The sequence below is a fragment of the Lysinibacillus sp. COL-1 genome (genome assembly GCF_059814265.1).
In genome coordinates, this window is record NZ_JCAWSJ010000004.1 from 1,975,817 (window position 1) to 1,996,270 (window position 20,454).

The 20,454-nt window shown below is 37.2% G+C and carries 27 protein-coding genes; 21 read left to right on the top strand and 6 right to left on the bottom strand.

Going from position 1 to position 20,454, the window contains the following annotated elements; translation table 11 throughout:
* Positions 1 to 139 precede the first annotated feature (139 nt).
* Genes AC6BKE_RS18150 through AC6BKE_RS18160 form a run of 3 tightly spaced genes read left to right on the top strand, consistent with a single transcriptional unit; the run spans position 140 to position 1,399 of the window.
* Entirely contained in the window at positions 140 to 448 is a 309-nt protein-coding gene (locus AC6BKE_RS18150; protein ID WP_499857580.1) for a hypothetical protein, read from the top strand.
* Positions 438 to 704 (top strand): phage holin, encoded by a 267-nt coding sequence (locus AC6BKE_RS18155; RefSeq protein ID WP_499857581.1) that lies wholly within the window; start codon positions 438 to 440, stop codon positions 702 to 704. Before AC6BKE_RS18150 ends, AC6BKE_RS18155 begins: the two co-directional genes overlap by 11 nt.
* Positions 698 to 1,399 carry a peptidoglycan recognition protein family protein gene (locus AC6BKE_RS18160; RefSeq protein WP_499857583.1) on the top strand — a complete coding sequence of 234 codons (702 nt, stop codon included), beginning with the start codon at positions 698 to 700 and terminating at the stop codon, positions 1,397 to 1,399. Before AC6BKE_RS18155 ends, AC6BKE_RS18160 begins: the two co-directional genes overlap by 7 nt.
* 101 nt (positions 1,400 to 1,500) lie before the next feature.
* On the opposite strand, the gene AC6BKE_RS18165 is transcribed toward AC6BKE_RS18160, so the two are convergent.
* Positions 1,501 to 1,704 (bottom strand): hypothetical protein, encoded by a 204-nt coding sequence (locus AC6BKE_RS18165; RefSeq protein ID WP_089932755.1) that lies wholly within the window; start codon positions 1,702 to 1,704, stop codon positions 1,501 to 1,503.
* 144 nt (positions 1,705 to 1,848) lie between these two features.
* Here AC6BKE_RS18165 and AC6BKE_RS18170 point away from each other — a divergent pair, with 144 nt between their 5' ends.
* The 5 genes from AC6BKE_RS18170 (at position 1,849) to AC6BKE_RS18190 (ending at position 5,912) form a co-directional block, all read left to right on the top strand.
* Positions 1,849 to 2,187: a YolD-like family protein gene (locus AC6BKE_RS18170; protein WP_499857584.1), complete on the top strand. Its 339-nt coding sequence runs from the start codon at positions 1,849 to 1,851 to the stop codon at positions 2,185 to 2,187.
* A gap of 180 nt (positions 2,188 to 2,367) precedes the next feature.
* On the top strand, positions 2,368 to 2,655 hold the full coding sequence (locus tag AC6BKE_RS18175; protein WP_499857585.1) for a hypothetical protein: 288 nt from the start codon (positions 2,368 to 2,370) through the stop codon (positions 2,653 to 2,655).
* Between the two features lie 90 nt (positions 2,656 to 2,745).
* Complete coding sequence (locus tag AC6BKE_RS18180) at positions 2,746 to 3,126, top strand: glycosyltransferase (protein WP_499857586.1); 381 nt, start codon at positions 2,746 to 2,748, stop codon at positions 3,124 to 3,126.
* A 13-nt stretch (positions 3,127 to 3,139) separates the two neighbouring features.
* Positions 3,140 to 3,406: a hypothetical protein gene (locus tag AC6BKE_RS18185; protein WP_499857588.1), complete on the top strand. Its 267-nt coding sequence runs from the start codon at positions 3,140 to 3,142 to the stop codon at positions 3,404 to 3,406.
* Position 3,407: 1 nt separating this feature from the next.
* On the top strand, positions 3,408 to 5,912 hold the full coding sequence (locus AC6BKE_RS18190; RefSeq protein ID WP_499857589.1) for a type IV secretory system conjugative DNA transfer family protein: 2,505 nt from the start codon (positions 3,408 to 3,410) through the stop codon (positions 5,910 to 5,912).
* Positions 5,913 to 5,933: 21 nt separating this feature from the next.
* Here the strand turns inward: AC6BKE_RS18190 and AC6BKE_RS18195 are convergent, their stop codons facing one another.
* The gene (locus AC6BKE_RS18195) at positions 5,934 to 6,488 is read right to left on the bottom strand and encodes a hypothetical protein (RefSeq protein WP_499857590.1); all 555 of its coding nucleotides are present in this window, start codon (positions 6,486 to 6,488) and stop codon (positions 5,934 to 5,936) included.
* A gap of 462 nt (positions 6,489 to 6,950) precedes the next feature.
* On the opposite strand from AC6BKE_RS18195, the gene AC6BKE_RS18200 reads away from it, so the two are divergent.
* Positions 6,951 to 7,589 carry a class I SAM-dependent methyltransferase gene (locus AC6BKE_RS18200; RefSeq protein WP_499857591.1) on the top strand — a complete coding sequence of 213 codons (639 nt, stop codon included), beginning with the start codon at positions 6,951 to 6,953 and terminating at the stop codon, positions 7,587 to 7,589.
* Here AC6BKE_RS18200 and AC6BKE_RS18205 read toward each other — a convergent pair.
* Positions 7,579 to 7,824 (bottom strand): hypothetical protein, encoded by a 246-nt coding sequence (locus tag AC6BKE_RS18205; RefSeq protein ID WP_211663864.1) that lies wholly within the window; start codon positions 7,822 to 7,824, stop codon positions 7,579 to 7,581. The two genes, AC6BKE_RS18200 and AC6BKE_RS18205, sit on opposite strands and share 11 nt — an antisense overlap.
* Positions 7,825 to 8,214: 390 nt before the next feature.
* On the opposite strand from AC6BKE_RS18205, the gene AC6BKE_RS18210 reads away from it, so the two are divergent.
* The 8 genes from AC6BKE_RS18210 to thrS all read left to right on the top strand — a co-directional run bounded on the left by AC6BKE_RS18210 (position 8,215) and on the right by thrS (position 14,390).
* Positions 8,215 to 8,613, top strand: a complete 399-nt coding sequence (locus AC6BKE_RS18210) for a MarR family winged helix-turn-helix transcriptional regulator (protein WP_082673673.1) — start codon at positions 8,215 to 8,217, stop codon at positions 8,611 to 8,613.
* Positions 8,613 to 8,960 carry a DUF3147 family protein gene (locus AC6BKE_RS18215; RefSeq protein WP_036122492.1) on the top strand — a complete coding sequence of 116 codons (348 nt, stop codon included), beginning with the start codon at positions 8,613 to 8,615 and terminating at the stop codon, positions 8,958 to 8,960. Before AC6BKE_RS18210 ends, AC6BKE_RS18215 begins: the two co-directional genes overlap by 1 nt.
* Positions 8,961 to 8,975: 15 nt before the next feature.
* Positions 8,976 to 9,461 (top strand): GNAT family N-acetyltransferase, encoded by a 486-nt coding sequence (locus AC6BKE_RS18220; RefSeq protein WP_342545163.1) that lies wholly within the window; start codon positions 8,976 to 8,978, stop codon positions 9,459 to 9,461.
* Positions 9,462 to 9,509: 48 nt separating this feature from the next.
* Positions 9,510 to 9,974 (top strand): hypothetical protein, encoded by a 465-nt coding sequence (locus AC6BKE_RS18225; protein ID WP_058843179.1) that lies wholly within the window; start codon positions 9,510 to 9,512, stop codon positions 9,972 to 9,974.
* Positions 9,975 to 10,108: 134 nt separating this feature from the next.
* Positions 10,109 to 10,615 carry a hypothetical protein gene (locus AC6BKE_RS18230; protein WP_058843180.1) on the top strand — a complete coding sequence of 169 codons (507 nt, stop codon included), beginning with the start codon at positions 10,109 to 10,111 and terminating at the stop codon, positions 10,613 to 10,615.
* Between the two features lie 121 nt (positions 10,616 to 10,736).
* A complete protein-coding gene (locus AC6BKE_RS18235; protein WP_499857593.1) occupies positions 10,737 to 11,333 on the top strand; it encodes a hypothetical protein in 597 nt (198 codons plus the stop codon).
* Between the two features lie 12 nt (positions 11,334 to 11,345).
* A complete protein-coding gene (locus AC6BKE_RS18240; protein ID WP_058843181.1) occupies positions 11,346 to 11,705 on the top strand; it encodes a hypothetical protein in 360 nt (119 codons plus the stop codon).
* Between the two features lie 768 nt (positions 11,706 to 12,473).
* Entirely contained in the window at positions 12,474 to 14,390 is a 1,917-nt protein-coding gene (thrS, locus tag AC6BKE_RS18245) for a threonine--tRNA ligase (protein ID WP_499857595.1), read from the top strand.
* A gap of 129 nt (positions 14,391 to 14,519) precedes the next feature.
* Here the strand turns inward: thrS and AC6BKE_RS18250 are convergent, their stop codons facing one another.
* A complete protein-coding gene (locus AC6BKE_RS18250) occupies positions 14,520 to 14,990 on the bottom strand; it encodes a hypothetical protein (protein ID WP_058843184.1) in 471 nt (156 codons plus the stop codon).
* Positions 14,991 to 15,164: 174 nt separating this feature from the next.
* Positions 15,165 to 15,335: an aspartyl-phosphate phosphatase Spo0E family protein gene (locus AC6BKE_RS18255; RefSeq protein WP_036122469.1), complete on the bottom strand. Its 171-nt coding sequence runs from the start codon at positions 15,333 to 15,335 to the stop codon at positions 15,165 to 15,167.
* A 902-nt stretch (positions 15,336 to 16,237) separates the two neighbouring features.
* Here AC6BKE_RS18255 and AC6BKE_RS18260 point away from each other — a divergent pair.
* The 3 genes from AC6BKE_RS18260 to AC6BKE_RS18270 are packed head-to-tail and all read left to right on the top strand — an operon-like array spanning position 16,238 to position 17,738.
* Positions 16,238 to 16,825: an SMI1/KNR4 family protein gene (locus AC6BKE_RS18260; protein WP_036122466.1), complete on the top strand. Its 588-nt coding sequence runs from the start codon at positions 16,238 to 16,240 to the stop codon at positions 16,823 to 16,825.
* The gene (locus AC6BKE_RS18265; RefSeq protein WP_051891650.1) at positions 16,822 to 17,310 is read left to right on the top strand and encodes a GNAT family N-acetyltransferase; all 489 of its coding nucleotides are present in this window, start codon (positions 16,822 to 16,824) and stop codon (positions 17,308 to 17,310) included. Before AC6BKE_RS18260 ends, AC6BKE_RS18265 begins: the two co-directional genes overlap by 4 nt.
* Positions 17,307 to 17,738, top strand: a complete 432-nt coding sequence (locus tag AC6BKE_RS18270) for a GNAT family N-acetyltransferase (protein WP_036122463.1) — start codon at positions 17,307 to 17,309, stop codon at positions 17,736 to 17,738. Before AC6BKE_RS18265 ends, AC6BKE_RS18270 begins: the two co-directional genes overlap by 4 nt.
* A gap of 14 nt (positions 17,739 to 17,752) precedes the next feature.
* Here the strand turns inward: AC6BKE_RS18270 and AC6BKE_RS18275 are convergent, their stop codons facing one another.
* Positions 17,753 to 18,490, bottom strand: a complete 738-nt coding sequence (locus tag AC6BKE_RS18275; protein ID WP_036122460.1) for a class I SAM-dependent DNA methyltransferase — start codon at positions 18,488 to 18,490, stop codon at positions 17,753 to 17,755.
* Positions 18,491 to 19,021: 531 nt separating this feature from the next.
* Between AC6BKE_RS18275 and ccsB the strand changes: the two genes are divergently transcribed.
* Positions 19,022 to 20,191: a c-type cytochrome biogenesis protein CcsB gene (gene ccsB / locus AC6BKE_RS18280; RefSeq protein ID WP_499857596.1), complete on the top strand. Its 1,170-nt coding sequence runs from the start codon at positions 19,022 to 19,024 to the stop codon at positions 20,189 to 20,191.
* Positions 20,192 to 20,454 lie beyond the last annotated feature (263 nt).

Sequence of the window (20,454 nt, forward strand, 5' to 3'; positions counted from 1 at the left end):
TTATATAGATACTTTTAAACACTTTCGTTTACGAAGGTGTTTTTATTATGCGCTATCTGAGTAATAGGGGCAGGATGGAGAGTGGATTAAATCTTAAACTCTTGTGGCAACCAAAAAAGTAAAGGATTGGTGATGACGATTGACAGTAGAATTAGGTGTTGTATTAACAATTTTATCGCTTATTGTAGCAATACAAGGCTATCAGCTCAATAAAACAAAAAGCATTAAAGATGACGGAAGACAATCAGCAGAAGTAAGTGCACAGCTACATTACATCAGTAAAGGTGTAAGTGATATTCAATTGGATATGAAAGATATTCGTTTGGATATGAAAGCAAACGATGAGAAGGTACAAGATGTTGTGCAGCGTGTTACACGTGTAGAGGAATCAGCGAAATCAGCTCATAAACGATTAAACAAAATGGAGGGAATTACAGATGAAGATTAATTGGAAAGTACGTTTAAAACACAAGCCATTTTTAGTATCACTGTTCGCATTTTTATTATTACTCATTCAACAAGTAACGGCTGCATTTGGATACAGTTTACCTGAAGCGGTTGGTGAACAAGCCACTGCTATTTTTAATACCATTTTAAGCATTTTGATTTTGTTAGGTATTGTAATAGACCCGACGACTAGTGAGGTTAGTGATAGTGTGCAAGCTTTAAAATATGAAAAACCGAAGGATGATGAAAAATGGTGACAATTAGAAAACAACTAGTCTCGACAAATGTTGCTACAAAAGTGACGTCAGGGCGTAAAAACATTCGTAAGAAAGTGTGTATTCATGAAACTGACAATATAAAAAAAGGTAGTGGAGCAGACAACCACGCTCGACTTCAAGCTAACGGTAACAGTCGTCAAGCAAGTTGGCATTGGTCTGTGGATGACAGAGAAGCAATTCAGTCTTTTACACATGATTATCAATGTTGGGCAGCAGGTAGTACACAGGGGAACAATGAGGCTATCCATGTAGAAATGTGTGTAAATAGTGATGGTAATTATGTAAGAACTGTACAAAATACAGCAGCACTAGTTGCGAAAATTTTGAAAGACGAAAATCTTACAATCAAAGATGTTGTACAACATAACTATTACAGTGGGAAAAATTGTCCTCGTATTATGCGCTCGGGTAATGCTTCTGTTTCGTGGAACGATTTTTTACAAATGATTAAAATTATTATGGAAAATAATACTATTTCAAATAATAATGAAAAGGATGATAGTACAATGAAATTTACAAACTCGACAACAAAAGCAGCAGTCCGTGATTTAATAAAGCAAGCCGTGGACAAAAAAATAATTGATAAGTCATGGATAGATAAATTTGACGCTGGTACATTGACTGGTGGCGATTTCGAAGGTCTTAAAATTATCATTGCGCAACGAAGTAAATAATTATCATTGCTCAGGTACTCATTAATTTGAGCCTAGGCTTTTTTATTTTCACAAATTAATTACTTAATAAAATACAAATCAAAATAAATAAGCCAAGACAGCTACATGCCATCTTGGTTTATTTTCATTTCTAATAATACTTGTTTACGTTCTAACATTAATTCCATGAGCTCGTCTAAATCTTCCTCTAAGGCGTGGTTTCTTATAAAGCTACGTGCTCCAGATCGTGCGCTAAGGTATTTTGCACGTTCTTTATTCTTCGCTTGCCAACGCTTATTCGCCTCAGTCTGCGGATTCTTCTTCATTAAATCCTCCTTTTTTTATATACTACGAGGATCTTCAAAAGGAAGTGCCTGATTTTTTCCCATATTTTACATTTGATAAAACGTAAACATTTGTTCTATTATATATAAAAACAAACGTTCTGTTTTAGCAAAGGAGAGGGAACAATGTTAAATGATCGAGGATCAATGAAATGGACAGCAATGATGCTACCAGAGCATCTAACATTGTTGAAGGAGTGGAAAAAAGAGCAATTTTATGATAAAAAGCGTGAACTAACTGATTGGGAGCTTGAAGAAATCGAGCAAACCATCCAGCGAGCGTTTAAATTGAGGAAATATGTTAAATTAACGCTGTGGGACCATAATAAACTACATGACAAGGTAGTGTTGATAACAGGCACTGATACGCATAAAAGGGAGTTACTATTAGATACAGAGTTTTCAATAAAACGAATTTCATTTGATCGCATACAAAAAGCATCATTTGTAGACGCAGATGAATAAAAATGTTGATAAAAAACATTTGCAAATTGTTCGTTTGGACAGACATTATTATGAATATACGAGCATAAGCTATATAGCAGCAAGCGCTATTAGCTTTCATGACATGGCGGACTCAAAATCCCTCATTTTTTATGTATAATACGCTAATATCGCTCATATCGTTAGTGAGGAGTGGTAGTCATGGAAAAGAACAGATTTTCAAAACCTGTAGCCTTTAACCGTAACAATGAATCAGATAAGAAAATTTTAGACCACGTAAAGAGACGGAATTTTTCTGGCTATGTAAAAAAATTAATACTTGCAGACATAGCTCTAAAAGAAGCAACAAAGGTAACATCTGAAAAAAATAAAAACGAGCAAGTATCATCGCTTGAAACAGCAGAAGAAAAGCTTGCTCGTATGCAGGAACAATTAAAGAAACGCTCCAATAATGTTAGTGGCAATTCCGATAGCAGCTCCGATACCTAATCTAATTATAAAAGGCATTTTATCCGTCCTCTCAATGTTTTGATATTAGTTTTACCATGAGGTGAATAATAAATACGTGGAGGCGATTAGATGATTTTAAACCCTGCTTATGATTTTTTAAAAGAAGATTATAAGAATCCGAACTTGACTAAGGTGCTAGTTGAAATTGATGAAATCAAAAAGAAATCATCCTTTATAATGCCTAAATTAATTACATTATCAATTCCAATTACTTTTGTGACAACACCCATTACTGTGTTTGCTGCTACAACGGATAGTACATTCAAAAATGTGTATGATGCAGTGATGAACATTTTTGATGCGGGAGTAGTACTAGTAATCATTTTTGCAGGAGCTGCATGGACTCTTGGACATCGTTCAAAGGCTATTGAGTTATTGATTGGTGTATGTTGTGGCTACTTACTTGCTCGCCATGCTGTAGATATTAGAGACTTCCTAAAATCAATATAGAAGGGATGGAGTAATGAATTTTATCGACAAATGGATTGAAGAAGTAGATCGTAAATTAATTGCCTATATTAAAGAGTCGGTAATTGAAACGACTACCAGTGTAATAAGTACATCATGGGATTGGTTTATAGGGATTTTACCAGACTTAACTGGATATGCAACTTTAGCTACAGGTGCAGCAGTTATTGTTTGTACAGCAGCAGGGCAAGGTATGATAAAACCCTTAGGTGTGTATTCATGTGTATTAATTTCATCGCTTTGTATATTGGCAGGTGCTTAATATGACAATGTACTATCCAACTGTGATAAATGAGTATTTGCCTGCATTACGTGAGGAAACGTCTAAATCTATATTTACATTCAAAAATCTAAAAAATAAATTAAAAGTATCAAATTATTTTGAGTATGTGCGGAATAATATGATTGTATATCGCATTATTCCGCATGCAAATGTCACAAATAACAATAAACGCTTGTGGCGTGCCTTGTATAAAATGTATGAGATGTATGAAAAGCCCGGATCACGTATAGAAAGAGAAGGTTTCAAATTCAGATTCCGAGAAAAGGATTTGTTTTGGTTTGAAGTACTATTCAAACAGCGAAATGGCAAGAAGATTATAGAGTTTTATGTTGCGACAAGTGAATTTCAGGCTCAAAAATTGAAAAGAAAAATTGAAAATAAAATGAGTGTCACTTTTAATGAAGCAACTATGGAAGATATACATATACCGATTGAAAATACAATAGTCCAAGAATTAAGATACTTAAAGCATGACATATTTAGTTTAAATAGCAATTCCAACGATGTGAAAACACCAATATCAAACATATTAAACGTAATCGAAGAACTTCAATATGATGGGGATACAGCGCGTTTAAGTATCTGTAACGAGGTCGAGAACCGTAACAAGTGGGTGAAAAATGCTCAATGGACGTATGAAAAAGCAACTAAAGGAAAAGTACCTCAAAGAGCTACAGTGAATAGTAAACGTATTGGCAACGCATTTAAATCAGGTGCTAGTGCTCTTATTAATGAGATAAACGATTTAATCACAGACATCTTCCAAGCATTCAATAATTCTTTTTTTAAATCAGATAAAAAGATTGAAAAGAAAGATGTGATAACAAAAGCTCATTCTTTAGAGGATGAAATAGGTACGACACACCTGAACCGAGAAAAAGGTAACTTACCTGTTTTTCGTTCTCATATACGTGTAGCTTCTCACTCTGCCGATAGATTGACACGAGACAGCGTGGCTGAATCTATCTCGCTTGCTTTGCAAGATTTAGCAGAAACGAATGAGCTGCACAACGTGAAAGTATCAGCAAAGAAAAAACGAGCAAAAATCATTGATGAAATGAACTCTTTAAAGCTCAATACTACAACTCGTCATGATCCAAATGTTAATTTAGTGAGTACAGATGAAATGAGCAAACTGGCGATGATGATGCCCAATAAAGAGCTGCAAAGGAAGTATGCTGACGCTTTAAACACTAAAAAGCAGGTTGAAGTGGATATTTCTAAAGCTATGCAAGATCAAAACGGCATACATTTGGGAGTAGCAGAAGTTAAGGACTCTAAAATAGATGTTTTCATGCCAACAAATAATCCCGATGAGTTTTATCGTGGGTATACCTTTATTGGTGGTCAAGGTGCAGGAAAGGACACAGCTATAGTTAATTGGGTTGTTGAATGTAATTCGAAAAATAACGTTAGCTTCGTTATTCCAGATGCCATTAATGAATATGGTAGGGGTATGGCTGACAGCATACGTGATTCGATACCTCCTGATAAGATTATAGATATTGACCTTTCTGACGATGAATACAAAGTGCCAATGGATTTAACAGAGGTCATTAAGAAGCTTGGTCGTAATGGGGCATCTCGTTTTGCAGATGAAATGATTGACTTTATGCAAATTGATGGACTCACTCGATCACAAAAGTATTTAAAAGTAGCTGCTAAAGCGGCAGGAGGTTCACTATTTAAAATAATGCAAATAATTGAGGATGAAGATTTTAGGATAGATGTCATTGCGCAGCTCATTGAGTCAGGCAACCAACGCTTAGCGAAAGAGTTAATGACTTGGGGCACAAATGACACTTTGGGCAGTAAAGCAGATGCTATTTTAAATCGACTAGATCAATTTTTTGGAAATGATGTGCTTTATGATATTTTCGCTCAAGAACCTCTAGAGAGCGTAGATTTTGCTAAATGGATGCGTGAAGGTAAGGTCATAATACTACGTATCCCTAATCGCAAGTTAGGTGAGTTAGCAACCAAAACACTAGTACATTGGGTTACGCTTAAAACATTTATGACTCGTATGTTGATGTCGAAAGAAGAAAAGGAAAATGGTTGTTTTATGGTATTTAATGAGCCTGAACAGTATCAGACAGATGGATTAAGCAAGCTAATGGGACGTATAAGTACAGAAGGCAGGAAAGAGTGTTTAGGGAGCTTGTATGCATTTCATCATTGGAATAAACTATCACCATCTTTACAGGAAAACTTACAAGGTGGAGGCGTGCAACAATTTCTATTCATGAACGACCATATAAAAACTTTTGATTTAGCTAAACATCGATTTGAAGATACTATACCAATTGAGGAAGCGGTCAAGTTACCCGCACACCATGCAATTGTGAGTATTCGAGCAGCAGGAGAGTTACAATCGGCATTTATATGTAAAATGTCACCACCTAGTAAGAAACTATATAATAATTCTTATTTAACCAGAACGCATACAAAATTATATGGAAGGTTATGGAGTACACTGCAATAAAAATGGATCTTCTTCATGAATTTAATATATCTTTTTCCATTCATCAGTGAATGTTTTATCTCCAAAAAGTCTATCTAAATATACTTCTAATCCTTCTAAATCTAACATTTCATAAGCACCAAAATGAATATAAAAATATTCATAACTAAAATCGCTAACCTTTCTTTTAAACCTTCCTGAAAAGATTTTAACAAGTTCTTCAAAATCATCAGTTTTAACTTCTAAATAATCTTGAATAGCAGAGTAATGATACCAAGAAAGTTCATCATGAGATTTAAAACCGAAGTTTCTAACTAGAGATATATCTTGCATATTCAAAATATCTAGATAATATTTGAAAACTTTATTTCTAGTTTGAAGGTTAGGAGTTTTTATGACCATTAAAATAAAAGTAAAAAGAAAGATTTCGTTTCTTAAAAAGTCCTCCTTTTTAATTAACTTCTGTCTGAGTATGTACCTTTGCAACTTATTTGAGTTAGGTATTTTCTTGTAACCAAAAGATTTCCATATATGATAGGATTTAGTGTATTTCAATGACTCATCCATAATATTCTCAGTATAGTGAACTAATTCCATAGTGCAACACCACCTAAAAAGTATAAATTCGTGCATATTCAATAAAGGTAAGACCACTCTTTCTAAGAGTGGTCACTTAAAAATTGAGCGACCAAAAAGGCGACCAACTAGAAAGATTTAAATAGTTTCAAACAACCTATAACAAACAAAAAAATAAGAGAAAACTTAACATATATCAGAAATGTCAACCTAAAAAGTGTTAAAAACCTTCAAGTAACCACTAATGAGCATTACAAGTGAATGCGTTCATGTCGATTCCTCCTTGAAAGAAAACTACGATTATTATAACATCTTTTGACATTTTGATAAATGCTAAAGTTCTACTTATTTTCTGAATTGTTTGATAGGTAGAAAATTGGTATAATGGTCTAAATTGGTTGACAGAGGGGGACTTTTTATGAAACAGATGACTGCATGGAAAACAACGCTTACTTGGAGAATTTATCAATTGTAGGAGGCATTATGATACTCAATAAACAAGGCTTTGATTTATGGGCGGACGGGTATGATCAAACCGTGCAACTAAGTGAAGAAAATAATCAATATCCATTTGCAGGCTATAAAGCGATTTTAAATAAAATTTTTAATGAAGTAATGGAGGTTCCCGCTTCCACTGTTTTAGATATTGGCTTTGGGACAGGTGTATTAACAGCGAAGCTTTATGAACATGGGCACGCCATCAATGGCCTCGATTTCTCATCCAATATGATCGCCATTGCGAAGGAAAAAATGCCACAGGCCAACTTAATCGAGTGGGACTTAACGAAAGGCTTGCCACCAGCGCTATTACAGCAATCATACGATGCCATTGTTAGTACGTATGCACTTCACCATTTTACAGATGAGCAGAAGATTACGTATATTACACAATTACTACGGCAGCTAACGCCAATTGGTAAAATATTAATTGGCGATGTTGCCTTTGAAACAAGAGCGCAGCTGGAACAATGCCGTCAAGACAGCAAAGGTTACTGGGATGATGATGAATTTTATTTTGTCCATGAGGAGCTAAAAGCCTCGTTACAGGATATTTGTCAGCTTATATTTTATCCGCTATCGCATTGTGGTGGGGTTTTTGTGATAAAAGCTATTACGAGATAAAATGACAGTTCTTCTCCACATAAAAGGAGCTATCGAATGGATAGCTCCTTTTCCCTGTTAAGCAAACATCGACAAAATATATTTGCCAGATAGAATAGATAGCGAGTGCACTCATGACAGAGATGCCTGGTTTAAACCAGCTAAAGGCTAGCATAGTAAATAACAGCATGCCAACCGCTCCAAAAACGGTGTTTTGTAAGACGGTATGAAAGGTATCTTCCTTCCTATTTTTCATTTGCATGCCTATATTAATTATAAGCGTGAGTATTGGCAGGCTGTACAAAAATCAATACTTAGATTGGCTTAGCAGCAGCGCTAACACCATAATGGTGCCACCTACTAAAAAATAGAGAAAGTATAACATAGGATGCTTTCAATTAAATTCAGAAGAAAGTAATGATACTGTGGAAAATGCTTGTGTACAATTACCTCTTCATCCTATTTAGCAAAATATGCAGAAAGATAGGTGGGGACAAAAAATAGAGAGACTATTTCTGAGAAGGCGTGTCTCACTCAATCTATTCAAAAGAAATATCTGAAAATATAAACTTTAATAAGCTATCTTTTAATATATCGCTTTATACGATATAATCGCATAAAGCGATATATCAAAGGAGTTAGCATGATGATTAAAGAGATAAATGACTATTTTACAACGATATTCTATCATCTACATACAACACATGAGGATGTTATTTCCCATCAAAGCGTACGTATTTTACAGATGATTCAAAAGGAAGAGGAAGTCACGGTGCGTGATATTGCAGGATTATTAAATATTTCTCATAATACAGCATCAGAGCATGTGAAAAAGCTAGAGCGTCATGGGTGGGTGACGAAAGAACGAGGGCGTGACGACCAGCGTAAAGTGATACTTCATTTAACAGCACAAGGTCTACAGGTGCTGAAGAAAAACTCGGAGTTAGATGATGCTAAGCTACAGCAAGCCCTTCATCAGCTAACTGAACAAGAACAGCAAGCCATCCTCCAGGCATTTCGACGTCTAAGTGAGGTGGCAAAATAATGTATACATTTTTTAAAATCCTGAGCTCAGCAGCCATCATTGGTATTGTGACAGAGGTGGCACGAAGGTTTCCTACCTATGGCGGAATTATTGCCGCATTACCATTGGTCAGTATTTTAAGTATTATTTGGCTAACGGTGCAAAGTGAGCCAAGTGAGCATATTCAGCGCTTTACAGTGGGTGTCATCGTTGGTTTACCAGCAACGATGTGTATGCTTTTTGTTATTTATATGGCGATGAAATCCTCGATGCATATTGTACTCGCGATTGGTCTCGGTGTGCTGTCATGGGCTGTGTTCCTAAGCATACAAAAGGCCATTGCAGGTGTTTTTCATATTTCAATGTAAAAGGGGGAATTTTATATGACAATTATGGCTATTCATCAAGTGCCAAAACAAGAGGTAAACCAATTTTTTCAGGAGCATTGGGGTTCGAACGAGATGGTCATTTCCAGTGGTATCTATAACTGTAGTGAATTAGACGGCTTTGTTTTTGTAAATGAGCAACAAGCAATGATTGGTTTGATCACCTACATTATACGAGAAAGGGACTGTGAAATCATTTCATTAGATAGTACAGTCGAGGGCAAAGGCATTGGGACAGCTCTTGTGAAAGCCGTCGAACAGACAGCGGTGGAACAAAACTGTGCAAGCATTTCTTTAATTACCACAAATGATAATTTGCATGCCTTAAAGTTCTATCAAAAACGAGGGTATTGTTTAATAGAAATACTGCGTAATGCAGTTGAAAAAGCGAGGGTCTATAAGCCTTCTATCCCATTACTCGGCGATGACGGCATTCCGATACGAGATGAAATACGTTTACAAAAACAACTTGACTTCCAATAAGTCAGGTTGTTTTTTGTTATACTGTGGATGAGGAAAGAGAGGGAAAGCATGAAAAAAATACTATTTATTTTAGTACTGAGTGTGCTTGTGGTCGGAGCTGTTTTTATGATTTATCTCAAAAGTAATCCACCACTCGCCATCGAAAGCTATACAAGTAAGCAGGGGAATGAGGCAGTCAAAATCATTGCACTTGAGAATAAGGGCTTGCGTGATATCAAGCTAACACAGCTACTTGTCAATGACCGGCTTCCTGAGAGTACAGAGCTTGTCATTAGTAAGTCAGAACCATTCGAGGCGGAAACTAAGCTAGAGGGAAATGAGCATCTATCCTTTCATAAGTTATCACAGCGTACGATTTTACCTCGGCAATACATAGATCCACAAGCCATTGGCAAGGAGCCTCAGCATTATGCGGTTCAAGTCCAAGCTCCTGATATCAGGAAAATAACGATTCAATATGAATATTTAAAAATACCCTTTACGCTAACTGCCGAGCTACAAGCAAACAAATAACCAATTGCAGAGCAAATTTTGTCTTATCCTTTATGCCTGTGTCAATTCCTAAGATTGTTTGATGAAAAGCACCTATCCCTCCTAAATCATGGTAATCTTATAGTAACAGCAATTGTGATACTAGGAGGGACCTAATGGCATTTATCATTTGTAGTATAGTACTATTTATCTGTGTTATCACTGTGGCTTTAGTGTTTAGGAAAAAGTTTTCAAAAAATGATATTATGCTTGACGTGACAGCCACCTGTGAAGGGAGAAATGAAGACAATCAAGCAATTATGAAAATATATTTTACGTATTCCATTGGCCGTCTTGTCACAAGGAAACGAGATATCATAGGTAGTATTGAGTGGTCTGAAGGGTGGATGCCTGTCAGCTATAACTTAAAAGAGCATGGTGTTTATCGTGAGGAAAAACTTCTCTATGCAACGAACGAGCAGTCTTATTCTACCTTTGAAATCAATGCGATGAATGCTATTGATGAACAAGGTCGAGGAGAGGGCTATGTTGTCCTTGTACTGGAAAAGCCGAATCCTTCTCATATGTCCAGAGCAGGTGTTGTACTAGCTGTCACTGCCAATATGGTTACCTATCAATTAGCAGACTCGACCAGCTGGCACAATGATGTGGTAGTCCATTAGCTATCCAATTTATTGGATAGCTTTTTTGGTGCTTAAAAGTAAATTTAGGCCGTTTATGGAACCAAATGGTGGGAATATCGTATAGAAAGAGGAAGGACTTGTAGGGTGAAGGAGGATATGGATGTCCAAATGTTCAAGCAATAGCTATGACTTAAAGCTAGTCGCAATCGATGAGCAAATATGTGCACTTTTACAGCAACGTAAAGAGGTATGCAGTCATACCCCAGGTTTTCCCTCAGATGGAATCATTTCGGAATGGGCACAGCAATATGGTTTCGATCACACTTTTTTAGCTATGTTCTTTCACTTAATGAGAAGAGAAAAATACTATAATCCAAAAGTAGAACCAACAGGCTTCCGTCACTATATCCCTGTGTTACAAACGGTAGAAAAGGGAGGGCGATTGTATACGCTTTCTTCTATTCGTCAATATGAAAATGCCAGTATTGTGCAGTTATTAGTTGATTGGGATGAGCAGCAAGAACCAGAGCAAACGATTCAACAAAAATTAGAGCGAAAACATCTTGGTCTATTCATTGATGAGTCCTATGAATGCCAAATTAGAGGTACAAGAGGCTCGAATGGGCATGAAAGCAGTACATTTATTGTGACACCACCCTTGCCAGAAGATATCCAAGGATTTGATTTTGTTTTTACACAATACGAAGATGTTTTTGAAGAAAAACCTACAGGATGGGCTGTCACCATACATGGTTAGGAGGAATGTTCAATGAAAAAATGGCTTTTTCCATTGGTCATCGTAGTCATTCTAGTAGCGGCCTGTCAAAGCCCTGAGCAAGAGGTGCACTATATTGCCAAAAGTGAGCATTGGAAAGCGATCTATCACAGTAATGGTGATGAGGGTTTACGCTTATTTTATCTAGGGAATCATGATGATCTAGGACCCTTAGAAATCACGATTGAGGGGACAAAAGAATCCCAAAGTTTAAGCGATGTTCAGTTAAATAAAGATGGCTATTATTCCTTCACAAAGAAAGAAAGTGAGAAAATTTTTAAACGAGAGACAAAGCCAATGGTTCATGTGCAATGGCAATCTGATAGCGAGACTTTAGAAGTGAAAAATCATTAGGAGATAATAAAAATATGCGAATTGAACAACGCGAGGATGTAGTCATCATAAATGGATTGGAGATTAGTGGATCTATTCAAAAAAACAAAAAATGCACCACATGTCAAAGTCAGATTATTTATGATGACACGTTCGATAGTTATTTTTGTGCAAGCTGTAATGAGTGGCTTGAGGAGGCATGTGAAGATCCGCATTGCACCTACTGCGTCCAACGACCAGACTCCCCATTGTCAGACAATCGCTAAATTTTTTTATTTTCATGTTTGACAAAAAATCCATGATTCGTTATAGTAATTAACAATTTCATACAAAAATGAAATAAGCAATGATAAGGATAAGAGATTCGATTAACCATTTTCAGAGAGGGAAGTACTGGCTGCAAGCTTCCTAATGTTGTGATCCCATCTTACTACCTTGGAGCTGTGCTTGGAAACTTGCACCGTCTTTTGCTACGTTACAGCAAAGTCAATGAGCCACTAGCACATAAACTAGTGGGAATTTGGGTGGAACCACGGGTAATAAACACATACTCGTCCCTTCTTAGGGGCGGTTATGTGTTTTTTTATTTTGATTCAGCAAATATTTTTTGTATCGAAAGCATAGCGGCAGATATAGAAGGCCCTTTCCGAAGGGGAACGGAATCAAGATAAAAAGCCTCTGGCGGATGTCCTAGATTTTGAAGAGTAGCTTTTCGAGCTTGCTTGAAAAAAATCAGGACACAATTACCCTGAGGCGTAAATGATTTTATAACAAAAAGGAGTAGAGAACATGTCAAATCAAGATATTCACATTCAATTTCCAGATGGTCAACAGCAAACTTTTACAAAAGGCGTGACACTAACCGTTATTGCGCAAGCTATTCGTCCTGAGCTTCGCAAAAAGGCAGTAGCAGGAAGTGTTAATGGAACCATCGTTGATTTGACGCACCCGATTACAGCAGATGCTCAAATTTCATTGTACGATGCAAGCTCGAAGGAAGGGATCGAGGTTATTCGCCATTCAACAGCTCATCTATTAGCTCAGGCGATTAAACGACTTTACCCCCATGCCCAATTTGGGGTAGGACCAGTGATTGAAAATGGTTTTTATTATGATATAGAGATTGCAGATACGCTAACACCGAGTGATTTGCAGCGAATTGAGAAAAAGATGAAACAAATTGTGCAGGAAAATGTCCCGATTCACAGGCGCGAAGTGTCACGACAAGAAGCCAAACAATTATTTGTGCATGATGCGTTAAAGCTAGAACTGTTGGAGGCAATACCTGCGAATGAGACAGTAACGATTTATGAGCAAGGAGAGTTTTACGATTTATGTCGCGGCCCTCATGTTCCATCCACAGGTAAGTTGCAGCACTTTAAATTAATGCAAGTGTCAGGTGCGTATTGGCGTGGCGATAGCAACAATCAAATGCTCCAGCGTATTTATGGAGTAGCTTTTGCCACAAAAGAAGAATTGCACAATCATTTTGTATTTTTGGAGGAAGCGGAAAAACGGAATCATCGCAAGCTAGGCAAAGAACTATCGTTATTTATGTTTTCAGAGGAAGCACCTGGCATGCCTTTTTATTTAGCAAACGGTCAAATTTTACGCAATGAGCTGGAATCGTATTTGCGCAATCTACAAGCGAAGTATGACTATAGAGAAGTACGGACTCCACTGATGATGAACCAACGTCTCTGGGAGCAGTCGGGACATTGGGACCACTATAAGGATAATATGTATTTTACACAGGTCGATGATCAGAGCTTTGCCTTAAAGCCTATGAACTGCCCTGGTCATATGCTGATTTTTAAAAATTCCTTACACTCTTATAGAGATTTACCCATTCGTATGGCGGAATTTGGGCAAGTGCACCGACATGAATTTAGTGGAGCCTTGAATGGTCTATTACGTGTACGTTCATTTTGTCAGGATGATGCCCATATTTTCGTAACACCACAGCAAATTGAAGATGAAATTGCCTTGGCATTAAACATTATTGATGAAGTGTACAACGTCTTTGGCTTCGAGTATACGATTGAATTATCGACACGACCAGATGATTATATGGGTGACTTGGCTTTGTGGGATCAAGCGGAGGGGGCACTGGAAAATGTCCTCAAGAATTTAGGTATTGCCTATACGATTAATGAGGGCGATGGGGCATTCTATGGACCGAAGATTGACATCCATATTAAGGATGCCATCCAGCGCAGTCATCAGTGTGCAACGGTTCAGCTTGATTTCCAGCTACCGGAGAAATTTGATTTAACGTATATTAATGAAAATAATGAAAAAGTAAGACCTGTTGTTATTCATCGGGCAGTGTTTGGCTCGATTGACCGCTTCTTAGGTATTTTAATTGAACATTTCAGCGGAGCATTTCCGACTTGGCTTGCACCACAGCAAGTACTAGTGATTGGTGTAGCAGACGTGCATCAAGCTTATGCTAAGCAAGTAGTAGAAGCTTTACAACAGGAACAAATTCGTGTGCAATTAGATGATCGTCAAGAAAAGCTCGGTAAAAAGATACGCGAAGCCCAATTGCAAAAAATACCGTATATTATTGTTATTGGTGATCGAGAGGTTGCCAATCAAAGTGTAGCTGTACGTAGACATGGTCAGCAAGATTCCACTGACAAAACACTACAGCAGTTACGAGATGAAATAAAGACAGCCATCCAACAAAAAAGTTTATCTTAATAGTCAGCTATAGAAAAGAAAGCTTGCTTTGAATGAAGAACATTCGAAGCAAGCTTTTCAATTATTAAAATTATTTATTTCTATTTTTTGAAATGACTACTAGAATCTACATGATGTGCATACAATGAATTAAAGGTGCTTGGTACTTTCTTGAAAATGCGAATGTCCCAGTAAAATTTCCTGGGTTTCAGCGTCGATGACAAGAAATTTGCGATAGGTCTCATCGGTATTGTGCTGAAAGGATGCTAAAAAATAAACTTGTCGATTGGGATGAATAAAAGTATGTTGAGAGAGGTCTATTGTTTCCTGTTTACCATCTGTTTGTAAATAAAAGCTCTGTGTCGCATTTGCTACATCTTTAAAAGCCATCTTTTGACGAATATTCAATGAAGCATTGGTATATTCCTCATAAATTGCACGATTAAGCTGCTGATAAAATTCGTCCTCATCACGAAACGATTGAAATTGGTTGTTTGGATATTGATATAGTGTGTTTATTTCAGTTGGTGTGCAAAGTGTGGGTGTTGTATGGTCTACTGAATGTTGAGGTGGCAATATTATTTTGGAAACAACCATAAAAGTTAAGAAAAATACGTGCATCGTTCAACCTCCAAATGTTTTCTTATCAAAAACATCGCCTAGTTTTTCTTACTCTATACATAAAAACGCTGGCTAGAGGGAATGCATGTATCATCCTGGATAAAACCAGCCAAAGAAAGTTGGTCTGGCTTTATCACTATCTATTCTTTCTTCTATATATATGCCTCGTTATGATTAGGAAGCTTGTGCTTGTTTTAAATATCTATTAAGTAGGACATCCAATTCTTGACTGTAATCTACTACGGTAGGGTGGGTGAAACCAAGATCCTTTGCTTTTTTATACATAATTCTACGTTTGATCTCAATTTCCGCCTTCAAGAATTGTTTAAGTAATAAGTTTACCAAGATATTTTCCTCCTAATTTTTTTATCCATATTCTTGAAATACATTTTTTATGACCTCGATTCAACTTTCTCATTGTATATCACTTATATTAAAAAAAATGTCATATTGTGTATCATTTCTCAAATTCGTAATTTAGTCATAGATAAGAACCTTCATCCTATTTGATTTTAAAGAAAAAATTTATCTATAATAGATAAAATATACTAATAATTCCTCCCTTTATTGAATTGAATATGAGACTTAAAACCCTATCGGCGGAAAATGGTGGGGTTTTTAGCTTGCTGTAATTTAGAAAGTATTAAGAGAAAAAATGAGAAACTTTAAACCTTTTATACTATGCAAAAAGTTGCTGTTAGAGATCGAATTTTCCGATAATTCAGCGTGTTATTCATATCTTGTCACATTTTAGCAAATTCCCTTTGATGTTGTTTAGAAATGTGGACATTTCATTTTGTATGGTGAAATGTTGAGAATTTTTGAAATTAATGGAATAATAAATGAGAGGCTTGAGGTGATGAGGAGTATGGTGAAAAACACGTTTATATCGTATTTTTTCAAGTTTACTAGCCGTATGTAAAAGAGAGGAGCCTTCACAGGAACCGATCATTGTGTATGACATGCAGACGATATAGCTGTGTAGCGGATGTATCCTTGGACAATAGGGAGCGCTATGATGGGTTTCTAAATGATGGGAGAGTAAACCTTTTCACCAGAGGAAATATTGCTAATAATGTTCGAGTTTGTGGAAGAACCTCGTGTTGGTAACTTCCCGTCTACTGCGTTTTTGCACTCATCGGCACAATGCCTTCTTCATGAATACTTACATAATAGCAGGTAGCGTTTAGAGAATGGTAAATGTTTATGCTAAAATATGTCATAGATTACGAGAGAGAGGGATTACCATGCGTACCACTTATTTTAAAAATTTATTACAGCACTTACCTGAAGAAGAACAACAACAATTGCAACAGGCAAATGGTGCAACTGACGCCCATATTGAATCATTGCTAGAGATATTTCCGCTTTGCCCGCAATCATTGCTGGAGCTATTACGGGATGTCAATGGTACTTATTATTGTCGGCATGGTCAAGAAACAATCTGTGCCCTTGTGCTAGGCTCTGATTTAGGGGATTATCCGTATTATTTAAAGTCAGTGGAGCAAATCGTGGCAGACTATCATGACAAGCGTGAAACGATTTATGAACGTTATCAAGATTTTTTAGATTATGTCGAAGTGAATGACAAGATTAATATGCATGTGCCGATAAATGAACGTTTATGCTTTGCTGATTGCATGAATAATGGTGGAACCTCTAGCCTGTATATTGATTTTTCACCAAAGGAAGGCGGACAAGTTGGGCAAGTGGTCCGTTATGTGCATGATCCTGATAGTTTTGAGGTAATTGCCGCTTCCTTTGAAGATTATTTACAGCAACTTGTAGAGGGAGGTTATGAATTCACTGCTATTTACGAGGAGGAATTCGAATGACCATGCTGCTCATGTTCCATGAGGACAAAGCACAAACTTTAGTAGAACAATACACCCTAACAGAAGAACAGCTGCGTTATACAAATTCCCCAAAAGATAGCATTGAACTTGCGAAGCAGGATAATAGTCGACATGCCATTTTAGCGCTGGTCAGTAACAAGCTAGTCACTTTTTTTGTCTTACATGAAAAAGAAGGAGTGAAGCCTTATTCCTCCAATGAACAGGCGTTGTTAATTCGCTCCTTTTCTACGGATTATTATGAGCAGGGCAAAGGCTATGCTAAGAGGGCACTCCAATTATTACCTGATTTTGTTCGCAAGCATTTTCCACATATCAATGAGCTAGTACTAGGTGTAAATGTGCCAAATATAGCAGCTCAGAAACTTTATAAGAGGTGTGGTTTTGTGGATGAAGGCAGACAGGCAAAGGGGATTCGAGAGGAGCTAAAAGTAATGAGCTATTATATGAAGGAGACTCAAAATTGAGCCATATAAAAGAGGCAAGAATGGAGCATTTACAAGTACTTTGCACAATCGATCAAGAAGTGATTGGAGATGCATCCAGAACGGAAGAAATTCAGCAAGCAATCGAAGAGAAACGCTGTCTGCTATACCAATCCACCGATAATATTGCGGGGTTTCTGCTATTCACCAATGACTTTTTTGGCTATAGCTTTATTTCCTTAGTCATTGTTAAGCCGTCAGAGCGTAGAAAAGGCGTCGCGTCTGCCTTAATGAAGGCTTATATGCAAATGGCTAAAACGTCAAAAGTTTTCTCCTCTACAAATCAGTCCAATAAGCGGATGCAACAACTTTTTCACAATTTAGGCTTTGTCAAAAGTGGTGTTATCGACAACTTGGATGAGGGAGACCCAGAAATTATTTATATGAAACAAGCCTCACCACAAGCATAGGGTGAGGCTTTTGTTTATTTTTTGACTTTAATAAATAAAAAGGATGGTCTGCGTAGCTCCTTTTCAATAGAAGGAAGCTGTTGAATGGCCTCTTTGCTTGGGATAGGTTCAACGATTTTGTCAATGGATAACCCGTGCGTAATTAAGGTATTCATCATCGTTGCTATCGTGCGATGATATTTGACAACGCCATCCACCAACCATGTTTGCTGACGTAAGCCCTCTTCATGGTAATGATCCACTGCGTAATGCAAACGGTTATGGCTTTCGTCATAAATCCAATTATCTTCCATAGTGTGACGAGCCGTAGCAATAGGATGCTCCACAGAGAAAATAAATACCCCATTTGGCCGAAGCATTTGCGCAATTTGACTAATTACCTTATCGAAATCTTGGACATAATGAAGAGAAAGGGAGCTGGTTATACAATCAAAGCTATTTGAAGGCGCTTCATAATCCTCTATGGCTTGCAGCTGATAGTCAATGTGTGGATGAGCATGCTTCTGTTTGGCAATAGCTAACATATTGCTCGAAACGTCTAAGGCTGTCACATGCTTAGCGTGATGCTCCAGACAATATTGTGCGAATTCACCCATACCACAGCCAATATCAAGTATTTGTAAATTCGTTAATGGTGGTAGTAAGGACTTCATAGTGGGTTGCTCCAAAAGACCATTATAGTTATACGTTTTTTCTCGTAAAGCCTTGTATTGGTTGAAAAAAATAGGATTATCATAGATATTTTGTTTCATTAATAACCTCCATTTTGTGAAACATAACGTTATGTCAAGTGTGCGCATTACAATTGTCTCATGTGGCAATAAAAAGATATAGACTTTTATTACAATTTTTTGTAAGATGTAGATAGAGGCATATCATTTTTTGATAACAGTTAATTCCCATCTATTTACAAATTAGATGGTTTATTTTTTTAGAGAGCACTAATGAAAATTAATTGATGTCCATCCTAACTAAGTCGAGCAGTTTCTCCAAGTTTCCTACATCGTTTTTTTCTTCACTATCACTATTCTTTGCAGCAACCGAGTCACTACTTCTGTTTATAGTATCCACCAATGTCCATTTGCGAATGGGAGTGAAGTCCAGCATATGACAGGCTGATTTCATACCTTCTATGGATAGATTTGTTTTCCCTTAATGTCATAAAAATGTAACAATTCAAAAAAATAAATTGATTTAAAGGGAAAAGATGACACTTCTTGCAATCTATAACGTTCTTAATAGTTGGAAGCAAATTCCGAAATAGAGACGTTGGAGGGATTCGATTGAATCAAGAAAGCTTATTATCCATTAGTAGCAATGCTTTATTTATTGCCTTTATTCTCTTGCTTATAGCAATTGTGCCATTAGGGCTTGCTGTCAAATCAAAGAGGAAAATGTTCGGCAGGCTAGGTCTGCTTCTCACTTCTGTAGCCTTTGCCTTACAGCTTGTGTACTTTGTTGTGAGGTGGGTGGCGGTGGACCACGCACCCGTGAGTAATATGTATGAATTTATGACATTCTTTGGCATTATGCTCACAGGAAGTTATTTGATTATCCATTTTTTATATAAGCAGCTCGTCGTCGGCTTATTTACCATTCCTGTGTCATTAATCATCCTTGGCTATGGAAGCGTTTTCGCAAAGGAGGTCTCACCGCTTGTGCCATCCCTACAAAGTCACTGGTTAACCATTCATGTGATGACGGTAGCTTTTTCCAGTGCCATTTTATCGGTATCCTTTGCCACAGGTTTGATTTATTTACTAAGAACGTTGGATGTTTCTAAAAAATCCATCAGTACATATAGTTTAGAATTTGTCTTGTATTGTTTAGTTGTCGTGATTGGCTTTATTGGTGTATCAACGGTTTTCAGCGTTGCCGCAGAAGAGGTTCAAGTTCAATTTGACAATTCACAAGGACAGCCAGAAAAAGCCACCTACTCCATGATGCCCTTGATTGTTAACAAGGGTGCGGTCACAAAAAATGGTGAAGGAATAGGCATAGTAGAAATAACGAATAAAATAGATGCCAAGAAATTAAATTCAATTGTCTGGGCATTTATCGTCGGCACGATTTTATATGGTGTGATTCGATTGATTACAAGAAAATCGATCAGTGCCGTATTAAAACCATGGACAAGCCGTGTACAGCCACAATTAATGGACGAAATATCCTATCGCGCTGTCGTCATCGGCTTCCCATTATTTGCATTAGGTGGTCTTTTATTCGCCATGATCTGGGCCCAAATTGCCTGGAGTCGCTATTGGGGCTGGGACCCTAAAGAGGTTTGGGCATTGATTACATTTTTATTCTACGCAGCCTTTCTTCATTTCCGCCTATCCAAAGGCTGGGAAGGGGAGAAAACGGCTTGGTTAGCCATTATCGGCTTCGGCATTATTGTGTTCAACCAAGTGTTTGTCAATTTAGTGATTGCCGGCTTACATTCCTATGCGTAGGCAGGGGTGAGCTGAGTCTTTCATGTGATTTTATGGAGGGGTTATGGGTGACATGATTCTCGTTGTGGGAATGAAATGATCCTAGTTATGAGGGAATTGCTCTAAAGAGTGTGTCAAGTACTCAAAGCCACTCCAAAGTGTATGAAAAGCGCTTAGAAAACCCGCTCCATGGAACAGTGCTTATTTTATAAACTGGTGGTTTCATCGTTGGGCATTGTCGTTTTGTTTAGGGCACTGCCGGAGATACGGTGCTGTTTGCTAGG